Here is a 9,964-nt window from a genome sequence, read left to right on the forward strand (position 1 = left end):
GCCGTCTCGATGGCCGCCGCCAGGACCAAGGGCATCCGGTCCGAGGTGGCCGGCGATGCCGACATCCTCGTCGTACCCGATCTGGAGTCGGGCAACATGCTCGCCAAGCAGCTCGAATACCTCGGCGATGCGCAGGTCGCCGGCATCGTGCTCGGCGCGACCGTGCCCATCGTGCTGACCAGCCGTGCCGACTCGGCGCATTCGCGCATCGCGTCATGCGCGATCGCCTTGCTGTGGGCCAAATCGCGCCGTGGGGTAGCCACATGACAGACGAACGCGGGCCCTCGGGTGGCTCAATCGTCGTGCTCAACGCGGGTTCGTCGAGCATCAAGTTCGCCGCCTTCGGCAGCAACAAAGGCGCTGCGGGCGTGCCCGAGCGCCTGCTGCATGGCGAGATCGATGGCATCGGCCGATCGGCTCGGCTGGTCGCCTGGGGGCACGACGGCACGTCGCTGTCCGGCGAGGCTGTGGTCGCGGCCGAGGCCGAGGCTTCGCCGCCAGGTCATGCACAGGCGCTGCGCCTGCTGTTCGAGTGGCTGGAGGGGCGACTGCCGGGCCGCAACGTGTGGGGCGTGGCCCACCGCGTCGTGCATGGCGGCGAACATTTCATCGGCCCGGTCCGCGTCACGCCCGAGGTGCTGGCCCAACTCGACGCGCTGAGCCCGCTCGCGCCGCTGCACCAGCCGCACAACCTGGCGGCGATCCGCGTCATCGCGGCCCTGGAGCCCGGGTTGCCGCAGGTGGCCTGCTTCGACACCGCCTTCCATGCCCGGCAGGACTGGGTCGCACAGGCCTATGCGCTGCCGCGGCGCATCCGCGATGCAGGCGTGCGGCGCTATGGCTTTCACGGCCTGTCCTACGAGTACATCGCCGGTGTGCTGCCGTCGCATCTGGGCGCGCGGGCTGACGCGCGGGTGGTGGTCGCGCACCTCGGCAACGGCGCGAGCATGTGCGCGCTGCGCGAGCGCCGCAGCATCGCCACGACCATGGGTTTCACGGCGCTCGACGGCCTGATGATGGGCACGCGCTGCGGCAACCTCGATCCCGGCGTCGTGATGTACCTCGCGAGCGAGATGCACCTGGGCCCGGCCGAGATCGAGAAGCTGCTGTATCAGGAATCGGGCCTGCTCGGCGTCTCGGAGATTTCCGCCGACATGCGGGCGCTGGAAGCGAGCGACGACCCGCGCGCCCGAGCCGCCATCGATCTGTTCGTGCACTGCATAGCGTGCCAGCTGGGCGGGCTCGCTGCGGCTCTCGGCGGGCTCGATGCACTGGTGTTCACCGCCGGCATCGGCGAGCACAGCGCCACGGTCCGCCGACGTGTCTGCGAAAGCGCGGCCTGGCTCGGTGTCGAACTCGACGGGGCGGCCAACCAGGCTCATGCGACGCGCATCAGCACGGCCGGCAGCCGTGTGTCGGCGTGGGTCATTCCGACCAACGAGGAACTGATGCTGGCGCAGCATGCGCAGGCAGTCCTCGCCTGCGGGAAAACCGGATGACACCGAACTCAGGACGCGTCACGGCCGTGCGCGGCAGCGTCGTCGACGTGCGCTTCGACCTGCAGCTGCCACCGATCCGGACGCTGCTGCGCGCCGGTGCGAACGACGAGATCGCAATCGAGGTGCTGGCCCAGCTCGATGCGCAGCGTGTGCGCTGCATCGCGCTCACCTCGACCCAAGGCATGGCGCGCGGCATGGCCGTCAGGGACACGGGCGCGCCGCTGCAGGCGCCCGTCGGTCCCGGCATCGTGTCGCGCATGTTCGACGTCTTTGGCCAGGTGATCGACCGCCTGCCGGCACCCACCAAGGTTCACGGGCGCTCCGTGCATCGGGCGCCGCCCGCGCTGGCCACGCGCTCCACGCGCTCGGTCGTGTTCGAGACCGGCATCAAGGCGATCGACGTGCTGCTGCCGCTGGAAACCGGCGGCAAGGCCGGCCTGTTCGGCGGTGCCGGGGTGGGCAAGACCGTGCTGCTGACCGAGCTCATCCACAACATGGTCGGGCGCCACCATGGCGTGAGCATCTTCTGCGGCATCGGCGAGCGTTGCCGCGAAGGCGAGGAGCTCTACCGCGACATGCGCGACGCCGGCGTGCTGCCGAACATGGTGATGGTGTTCGGCCAGATGAACGAGCCACCGGGGGCGCGCTTTCGTGTCGGCCATGCGGCGTTGACGATGGCAGAGTATTTTCGAGACGACGAGCACCGCGACGTGCTGCTGCTGATCGACAACATCTTCCGCTTCATCCAGGCGGGCTCAGAGGTCTCGGGCCTGATGGGGCAGATGCCGTCGCGGCTGGGTTACCAGCCGACGATGGGCACCGAGCTGTCCGGGCTGGAGGAGCGCATCGCCAACACCGACACCGGTGCGATCACCTCGATCCAGGCGGTCTATGTGCCGGCCGACGACTTCACTGACCCGGCGGCCGTGCACACCTTCTCGCACCTGTCGGCGTCGATCGCGTTGTCGCGCAAGCGTGCGAGCGAGGGCCTGTACCCGGCCGTCGATCCGCTGCAGTCGAATTCCAAGATGGCCACACCGGGCATCGTCGGCGCCGAGCACTACCGGCTCGCGCAGGAGATCCGGCGCACGCTGGCGCAGTACGCCGAGCTCAAGGACATCATCGCGATGCTGGGGCTCGACCAGCTCTCGTCCGAGGACCGCAAGGTCGTCGGACGAGCGCGCCGGCTGGAGCGCTTCCTGACGCAGCCCTTCTTCACGACCGAACAGTTCACCGGCAGCCCAGGCAAGACCGTCAGCCTGAAGGATGCGCTCGACGGCTGCGAGCGCATCCTGCGCGACGAGTTCAAGGACCACCCAGAAAGCGCGCTCTACATGATCGGCCCGATCGCCGAGGCCAAGGGCAAGCCCCAGGCAGTTGCATCGCCCGCCGGCGAGGTGGAGCATGCCGCCCCATGAATCTTGAAGTCCTGCTGCCGTTCCGGGTCTTGTTGCGCCAGGCCGGTGTCTCCCGCATCGTTGCCGAGACCGCCGAGGGTTCGTTCGGCCTGCTGCCGCACCGGCTCGACTGCGTGGCGGCGCTGACGCCGGGCATCCTGACCTTCGAAACCGCGGCCGACGGCGAGGTCTTCGTCGCGGTCGACGAGGGCATCCTCGTGAAAGCAGGTGCCGAAGTGAGCGTGTCGGTCAGGCGCGCGATGCGGGGTGCGGACCTGGCGCAACTGCGCGATGCGGTGGAGCGCGAGTTCCTGACCCAGGACAAGCAGGCGCGTGAACTGCGTGCAGTGATGACCAAACTGGAGAGCGGCTTCGTGGCCCGTTTCGCGAGGCTTCGCCCATGACCGAATCCAAGCCGACACCCGCCACGACGGAGCCGCCCACGCTGGCTGCGACAGTGGGTGCCAAGGTGCAACGCAAACTCGATTCGCGGCGCCGCGGTGCGCCCGGCGTGTGGTTCGGCCTCGGAACCATGGGGCTGGTCGGGTGGTCGGTGGTGGTGCCGACGCTGCTCGGTGCAGCCCTGGGCATCTGGCTCGACGCCCACCACGCCGGGCGGCATTCGTGGACGTTGGCGCTGTTGATGGCCGGCCTGGTGCTCGGCTGTTTCAATGCGTGGCACTGGGTTGCCAAGGAAGAGCGGGCCATGCGGCAAGACCTGGGGGAATCCGACGATGCAAGTTCATGAGACCTGGACATGGCTGCTCGCCGGCCTGGCCGGAGCCGCGCTGGGCGCGTTCTTCTTCGGTGGTCTCTGGTGGACCGTTCGGCGCACGCTGCAGTCCGGCCGATCGCTGGCGTTGCACTTCGGGGGCTTCCTGCTGCGCATGGCCGTCACGCTGGCCGGGTTCTACCTCGTCGGGGCCGGGCAGTGGCAGCGCCTGGCGGCCTGTCTGGCGGGATTCATCGTGGCTCGCGCGCTGGTGCTGCGCGTGACACGCAGCACCGCCCTCGCGGTGGCGACCTCGGCGCCGGAGGCCAGGCATGCGCCTCAGCCCTGACGAGTGGATCTTCTGGCAGAGCGGCTTCGTCAAGCTCAATGCCACGATCGTGTTCACCTGGGCGCTGATACTGATGCTGGCCCTCGGCTCGTGGTGCGTCACGCGCCGCCTCAGCACAGACCATGGCCGGTCGCGCTGGCAGAACCTGCTGGAGATCGTCGTCGTCGGCATGGTGCAGCAGATCGAGCAGGTCGGCCTGCGCCGTCCGCGCCACTACCTGGCCTTCCTGGGAAGCCTGTTCCTGTTCGTCGCCACCGCAGCGCTGTGCACCATCGTGCCGGGATACGAACCGCCCACCGGATCGCTGTCGACGACGCTGGCGCTCGCGCTGTGCGTGTTCATCGCGGTGCCGTACTACGGCATCCGCGACCAGGGGCTGCGCGGCTACCTGAAGTCGTACCTGGAGCCGACGGCCATGATGCTGCCCTTCAATATCATCAGCGAACTCTCGCGCACGCTCGCACTGGCGGTGCGCCTGTTCGGCAACATGATGAGCGGCGCCATGATCATTGCCATTCTGCTGACCATCACGCCCTTCCTGTTTCCGGTCGTGATGACCGCACTCGGCCTGCTGACCGGGATGGTGCAGGCCTACATCTTCAGCATCCTCGCCGCGGTCTATCTCGCGGCGGCCACGCACACCGGCGAGGCTCGCCACGACGAGCCGACTGGCTCGAAACCCTGAGAGGCTGAGAGCTTTTCGATCATGCCCGCTCATCACGCCAAAAGACCCCGTGCTGCTCGGGCATGATCGAAATGCTCTCAGCCTCTGACATCAGCAAGGAGCAGTTCATGGACAGCATGACCATCATCGCGGTCGCATCGATCGCCATCGCCGGGCTCACCACCGGCTTCGGTTGCATGGGGCCGGCCTTCGCGGAGGGCAGGGCGGTGGCCACCGCGCTGACTGCGCTGGCGCAGCAGCCCGACGCCTCGGCCACCATCACGCGCACTCTGTTCGTCGGCCTGGCGATGATCGAGTCAACCGCAATCTACTGCTTCGTGGTCTCGATGATCCTGATCTTCGCCAACCCGTTCTGGAATGCAGCGATCGCCCACGCCGCCGGAAAGTGAACCATGCTGATCGACTGGTTCACCGTGGGGGCTCAGGCGCTCAATTTCGTCGTCCTGGTCTGGCTGCTGAAGCGCTTCCTGTACCAACCCGTGCTCGATGCCATCGATGCGCGCGAGGCCCGCATCGCCAAGCAGCTCGGCGATGCGCAAGCGACACAGCATGATGCCCAAACGCAGCGCGACGCTCTTCGACAGAAGGCCGACGGCTTCGATCGCGAACGCGCCGGACTGCTGGCGCAGGCAACGCAGGCCGCCGCCGCCGAGCGCGAGCGGCTGCTGAACGCGGCACGCCAGGCTGCCGACGAACTCGGCGCGAAGCGGCGCGAGGCGCTGGAGGCCGAAGCCTCGCACCTGGATCGCGAACTCGGCGAACGCGCCCGGCGCGAGGTGTTCGCGATCTCGCGGAAGGTCTTGACCGACCTCGCGGCCACCAGCTTGGACGAGCGCATCGCGGATGTGTTCATGCGTCACCTGCGAGCGCTGGATGAAACCGCGCGGGCCGAGCTGGCGACGGCCTTGCAGGCGTCGGCACAGACTGCGCGGATCCGCAGCGCGTTCGACCTGCCCGCAGCGCAGCAGGCGGCGATCCAGGCGGCCGTTGACGACACCTTCGGCGCGACCGTCGCGCTCCGGTTCGAGACCGCAGCGGACCTCGTGAGCGGCATCGAACTCGTTGCCGGCGGGCAGAAGCTGTCGTGGAGCATCGCCCATCATCTCGAGGCGCTCGAGCACCTGGTGACCGACGTGGTGGCGCCGCAGCCCGAAGTGGCACCGATCGCACCAATGGCCGACCCCACTCGGCTGGGTGCCACGTGACGGCCGCGAACGCCGGCCTGCGCGCCACGCTCGACCAGACCTTCGCCGCGATCGGCGAGGCACGTGGCGGGTTCGTGCCGCGCCTGCGTGCGCAAGAAGTCGGCACCATCCTGAGCGTCGCGACGGGTGTGGCCCAGGTCGCCGGCCTGCCCAACGTCGGCTTCGACGAACTGGTCCGCTTTCCCGGCGATGTCTACGGGATCGCTTTCAACGTCGATGAGGCCGAAGTCGGCGTCGTGCTGCTCGACGACTATTGGCGGCTGCGTGCGGGGGACCAGGTCGAGCGCACGGGTCGCGTGATGGACGTGGGTGTGGGTGAAGGGCTGCTGGGGCGGGTCATCGACCCGCTCGGTAGGCCGCTGGACGGTCTAGGCGCGGTGCGCTCCAGCCACCGGCTGCCCATCGAGCGGCCGGCCGCCCCGATCATGGACCGCGTGGCGGTCGACGTGCCGCTGCAGACCGGCCTCAAGGTCATCGACGCGCTGATCCCTATCGGCCGCGGACAGCGCGAGCTGATCCTCGGCGACCGCCAGACCGGCAAAACGGCCATCGCGATCGACAGCATCCTGAACCAGCGCGGCAACGACATGCTCTGCGTGTACTGCGCCATCGGGCAGCGCGCGTCGGCGGTGGCCAAGGCGGTGGCGACGCTGCGCGAGCAGGGTGCGCTGGACTACGCCGTGGTGGTGGTTGCCGAAGGCAACCAGCCGCCCGGCCTGGCCTACATCGCACCGTATGCGGCCACCAGCATCGCCGAGCATTTCATGGAGGCCGGCCGTGACGTGCTGATCGTGTACGACGACCTCACGCAACACGCGCGCGCCTACCGAGAGCTGTCGCTGCTGCTGCGGCGACCGCCCGGGCGCGAGGCCTTTCCCGGCGACATCTTCTACATCCACTCGCGCCTGCTCGAGCGCGCCACCCACCTGAGCGCCGAACGCGGAGGCGGTTCGTTGACGGCGCTGCCAATCATCGAGACCGAGGCACAGGACATGTCGGCCTACATCCAGACCAACCTGATCTCGATCACCGATGGACAGATCTCCCTGTCGCCCAGGCTGTTCGAACTCGGTGTGCTGCCAGCCGTCGATGTGGGGCAATCGGTGTCGCGGGTCGGCGGCAAGGCGCAGCGCGGCAGTTTCCGCGCCGTGGCCGGCGACCTGAAGCTCGCGTACGCGCAGTTCGAGGAACTTGAAACCTTCTCGAGGTTCGGCGCTCGGCTCGACGACAGCAGTCGCCAGGCGATCACGCATGGCCAGCGGATTCGCGCCTGCCTGAAGCAGGCGCAATCGCAGCCGGTTTCGGTGCCCGAGCAGGTTGCCGTGCTGAGGGCGTTGACGGCGGGGCTCTTCGATGCCGTGCCGCTGGAGCGCATGGCCGAAGCCGAGCGAGCGGTCAGGGGCGCCGCCGTGCATCTGCCAGCGGCGGTGCTGGCCCAGTTCGACGAGGCGGGCAAGCCGAGCGACGAGGATGTGCAGGCCGTTATTGCTGCGGCCCGCGACTCGCTCGCCCAGTGGGATGCCGAGGCAGCAGCGAAGTCTTCCGTATGACCGACTCCACGGCAGCGCTGCGGCACGAGATCGCCACCGCAACCGACCTGCAGTCCGTTGTTCGCACCATGCGCGCGTTGGCGGCTTCCAGCATCCACCAGTACGAGCAATCGGTGCTGGCGCTGGCGGACTACCGCCGGGCGGTAGACCAGGGTCTGGGCGCCTGCCTTCGAGAGGTTTCCCCCGCATCCGAGCAGCGGACGGCAGCGCCCGCGAGCCGCACGACTGTCGGTGTGATCGTATTCGGATCCGACCAAGGCCTGGTGGGCCAGTTCAATGCGGTCGTCGTAGATCGCGTGGTCGATGCCCTGCGCCATATCGACGGGCCGCGCGTGATCTGGGCCGTCGGCGAACGGATTCGTGCCCGCCTCGTGGATGCCGGCATGGCGATCGAAGCTGCCTACCCCGTGCCGGGCACCGTCGAATCGATCCCGTCGCTCGTCGATCGGCTGCAGTTGGACACCGAGACGCACCCCAGCCAGATCCCAGCCGCACACATCGAGATTTTTCACAACAGCCCGACGGCCGGCGCGCTGTACGAGACCGTGCACCGACGATTGCTACCGCTTGACGCGTCGTGGCGCACCGGGTTGCTGAAGCAAGCGTGGCCGACGGCGCGTGTCCCGCAAGTGATGGGTCGTCGCGTCGACACCCTGCGGGCCTTGATCCGAGAACATCTGTTCATCTCGTTGTTCCAGGCCTGTGCTCAGTCGCTGGCGAGCGAGAACGCGAGCCGACTGGCGGCGATGGAGCGGGCCGACAAGAACATCGAAGAATTGCTCTCGAAGCTGCGAGGCCGGTTTCACGCGCAACGCCAGACTTCCATCGACGAGGAACTGTTCGATGTCACGGCTGGATACGCCGCACTTTCCGGAGATGGACGCTCGTGAGCGGGCGATTGCCATCGATCGAGTGTTCTCGCGCGCCCCGAGTGCGTGTCCGAATGGCGGTTTCTGAGCGGACTGCCGGCATTCAATACGCCGTCACGAGCGTCTGCGATGGGTCGCTACCGCGAGCTCGCGGCTTTTGGATGCAGTCGTTCACACGCGCTCTCGGCACGGTCCTCGATTGTGATGTTGTGATCGCCGGACACTGAACTTGGTTCTCCCGGAGGGAGTCGGCGAAGGCAAGTTGCGAGGTGGTCCGGTCGTTCGCCCAGAACGGCCGCGTAGGTCAGCTTTGTGCAGCCGGCGTCATTCAGCAGCCCGAGGTTGAACGTTTGCAGACAGTCTGAAGCGACCATCGATCATCTTCAACGAAGGATCCGTGGGCCCGAGAGGCGAGCGATGCGACGGACACAATAAGCAGCTCCGGCCAGCCCCGCACTACATCGATTCGGTAGCACAAGCAAGCCGAAACCCCCGGCACGTGCCGAAGGGTTTAGGACGGTAACTCGGACATCATTGACGCATGATTTGACCAGTGAACCCCGCCCTCTTCGCGGCAAAACCGCCCGGTCTGCGGCCCTGCGGATCGACAAGCTGCAAGCTTCGGCATCAATCAGGCACTCAAGACCCTGGACCTTCAAGAGTGAAGCTGGACGGTTCTGGATTGGTTGCGCCTCCACGATGGTTTTGAACAGTACCTGCCGCCCCACGACGATCCGATGCTCGGTACCGCACGCGTATTCGCGAGCATCTTGCGTCGTCGCACCAATGTGCGTGTCAGAGTCAGCGACACCATCAAGGACATTGAGGAGCAGCCCTTCATGCACTGGCATGCCCAGTGGCTTGATGGGCAGGGCGCAGCCGTCGGCAAACCGTGGAAACCGTTGGGTGAGCCCGCCGTGCCCTCCTGGGATTTTCTCCAGAACAAACAAGATGGCGCGCACGAGTTGCGCACCCAGCACCTGTCGCCCATGCATGTGGACTCGCAAGCATTGCGCAACTGGCTCGTCGCCGGCAACCTGCGCTTTGTGCTGCCGCGCCGCAATCCCACGACGACGCCGTGAGATCGGGGCGCTGCGCCTGACGGCTGCAACGCCGCGGTTCAACCGAGCAACAGATGCAGCCCATGCGTGGGAGTGGACCAAGGTAGTGTTCAACCCGGCGCCGCACTCGTTGAGTCCAATGCTCGTGCCAATGTACTGAGGCAACGCCAACCGTGCTCGAGTTGCTGCTGATCCTTGCCGTGCTACTGCTGTTGGTCGCAGTGTGGCTGCAACTGTCGTCCAACCCGCGTTGGATTCGGCGGCTGCCCCAAATTACGTTCACGCGTCATGCCCCGAGCGCCGAATCTGTTGTGGTCGAGTTGCCGGCTGAACCGGCGCCCAAGATCAACATCAGTGGCCAAGCCCCAGGACATCTGGCCGTGCTCACCCATCAGCAGCTGTTGCAAGTTACCGGAGCCGACCAGTTGCTCCCACACCTGGCGCGTCACTCGCGCCTGGCCAAGACAGTGTTCGAACGAGATCTGCTGCCGGCGGTCCAGCGTTATGCGGAGTTCGTGCAGTTGATGCCTGCGTCTGAATCGCATCATCACGCCAATGTCGGCGGCTTGCTGGCGCACACCCTGGAGACGGCGCATCACGCCCTGGTTCTGCGCGGCGGCTACTTGCTGCCGCGCAA

13 protein-coding genes are annotated in these 9,964 nt (G+C 67.1%); all 13 read left to right on the forward strand.

Annotated features, from left to right (window positions below; genetic code table 11):
• The coding region (locus tag AC30NL_RS18170) for a phosphate acyltransferase (RefSeq protein WP_489465393.1) at positions 1-267 on the forward strand (267 nt) is incomplete at its 5' end.
• Positions 264-1,499, forward strand: coding sequence for an acetate/propionate family kinase (locus tag AC30NL_RS18175; RefSeq protein WP_489465394.1), 1,236 nt, complete (start codon positions 264-266; stop codon positions 1,497-1,499). The genes AC30NL_RS18170 and AC30NL_RS18175, both read left to right, overlap by 4 nt.
• Positions 1,496-2,917 carry a F0F1 ATP synthase subunit beta gene (atpD, locus tag AC30NL_RS18180; RefSeq protein WP_489465395.1) on the forward strand — a complete coding sequence of 474 codons (1,422 nt, stop codon included), beginning with the start codon at positions 1,496-1,498 and terminating at the stop codon, positions 2,915-2,917. Before AC30NL_RS18175 ends, atpD begins: the two co-directional genes overlap by 4 nt.
• Entirely contained in the window at positions 2,914-3,300 is a 387-nt protein-coding gene (locus AC30NL_RS18185) for a F0F1 ATP synthase subunit epsilon (RefSeq protein WP_489465396.1), read from the forward strand. The genes atpD and AC30NL_RS18185 overlap by 4 nt, the downstream gene beginning before the upstream one ends.
• Positions 3,297-3,644 carry an AtpZ/AtpI family protein gene (locus AC30NL_RS18190; RefSeq protein WP_489465397.1) on the forward strand — a complete coding sequence of 116 codons (348 nt, stop codon included), beginning with the start codon at positions 3,297-3,299 and terminating at the stop codon, positions 3,642-3,644. The genes AC30NL_RS18185 and AC30NL_RS18190 overlap by 4 nt, the downstream gene beginning before the upstream one ends.
• Positions 3,631-3,957, forward strand: a complete 327-nt coding sequence (locus AC30NL_RS18195) for an N-ATPase subunit AtpR (RefSeq protein WP_489465398.1) — start codon at positions 3,631-3,633, stop codon at positions 3,955-3,957. The genes AC30NL_RS18190 and AC30NL_RS18195 overlap by 14 nt, the downstream gene beginning before the upstream one ends.
• A complete protein-coding gene (locus AC30NL_RS18200; protein WP_489465399.1) occupies positions 3,941-4,642 on the forward strand; it encodes a F0F1 ATP synthase subunit A in 702 nt (233 codons plus the stop codon). The genes AC30NL_RS18195 and AC30NL_RS18200 overlap by 17 nt, the downstream gene beginning before the upstream one ends.
• A 107-nt stretch (positions 4,643-4,749) precedes the next feature.
• On the forward strand, positions 4,750-5,031 hold the full coding sequence (locus AC30NL_RS18205; protein WP_489465400.1) for a F0F1 ATP synthase subunit C: 282 nt from the start codon (positions 4,750-4,752) through the stop codon (positions 5,029-5,031).
• Positions 5,032-5,034: 3 nt separating this feature from the next.
• On the forward strand, positions 5,035-5,847 hold the full coding sequence (locus AC30NL_RS18210) for a F0F1 ATP synthase subunit delta (protein ID WP_489465401.1): 813 nt from the start codon (positions 5,035-5,037) through the stop codon (positions 5,845-5,847).
• Positions 5,844-7,397: an alternate F1F0 ATPase, F1 subunit alpha gene (locus AC30NL_RS18215; RefSeq protein ID WP_489465402.1), complete on the forward strand. Its 1,554-nt coding sequence runs from the start codon at positions 5,844-5,846 to the stop codon at positions 7,395-7,397. Before AC30NL_RS18210 ends, AC30NL_RS18215 begins: the two co-directional genes overlap by 4 nt.
• Positions 7,394-8,287 (forward strand): F0F1 ATP synthase subunit gamma, encoded by an 894-nt coding sequence (locus tag AC30NL_RS18220; RefSeq protein WP_489465403.1) that lies wholly within the window; start codon positions 7,394-7,396, stop codon positions 8,285-8,287. The genes AC30NL_RS18215 and AC30NL_RS18220 overlap by 4 nt, the downstream gene beginning before the upstream one ends.
• A gap of 716 nt (positions 8,288-9,003) precedes the next feature.
• The gene (locus tag AC30NL_RS18225) at positions 9,004-9,348 is read left to right on the forward strand and encodes a hypothetical protein (protein WP_489465404.1); all 345 of its coding nucleotides are present in this window, start codon (positions 9,004-9,006) and stop codon (positions 9,346-9,348) included.
• A gap of 152 nt (positions 9,349-9,500) precedes the next feature.
• Positions 9,501-9,964, forward strand: a 464-nt coding sequence (locus tag AC30NL_RS18230) for a TraI domain-containing protein (RefSeq protein ID WP_489465405.1), incomplete at its 3' end; no start/stop codon positions are given.

The sequence above is a fragment of the Rhizobacter sp. genome (genome assembly GCA_021153565.1).
Classification (GTDB): domain Bacteria; phylum Pseudomonadota; class Gammaproteobacteria; order Burkholderiales; family Burkholderiaceae_C; genus Albitalea.

Excerpts from the sequence above, each read along its gene's own strand:
- AC30NL_RS18190 (WP_489465397.1), top strand. The coding sequence starts at position 3,297 with ATGACCGAATCCAAGCCGACACCCGCCACGACGGAGCCGCCCACGCTG.
- AC30NL_RS18200 (WP_489465399.1), top strand. The coding sequence starts at position 3,941 with ATGCGCCTCAGCCCTGACGAGTGGATCTTCTGGCAGAGCGGCTTCGTC.
- AC30NL_RS18195 (WP_489465398.1), top strand. The coding sequence starts at position 3,631 with ATGCAAGTTCATGAGACCTGGACATGGCTGCTCGCCGGCCTGGCCGGA.
- AC30NL_RS18225 (WP_489465404.1), top strand. The coding sequence starts at position 9,004 with ATGCTCGGTACCGCACGCGTATTCGCGAGCATCTTGCGTCGTCGCACC.
- AC30NL_RS18220 (WP_489465403.1), top strand. The coding sequence starts at position 7,394 with ATGACCGACTCCACGGCAGCGCTGCGGCACGAGATCGCCACCGCAACC.
- AC30NL_RS18175 (WP_489465394.1), top strand. The coding sequence starts at position 264 with ATGACAGACGAACGCGGGCCCTCGGGTGGCTCAATCGTCGTGCTCAAC.
- AC30NL_RS18205 (WP_489465400.1), top strand. The coding sequence starts at position 4,750 with ATGGACAGCATGACCATCATCGCGGTCGCATCGATCGCCATCGCCGGG.
- AC30NL_RS18210 (WP_489465401.1), top strand. The coding sequence starts at position 5,035 with ATGCTGATCGACTGGTTCACCGTGGGGGCTCAGGCGCTCAATTTCGTC.
- atpD (WP_489465395.1), top strand. The coding sequence starts at position 1,496 with ATGACACCGAACTCAGGACGCGTCACGGCCGTGCGCGGCAGCGTCGTC.
- AC30NL_RS18185 (WP_489465396.1), top strand. The coding sequence starts at position 2,914 with ATGAATCTTGAAGTCCTGCTGCCGTTCCGGGTCTTGTTGCGCCAGGCC.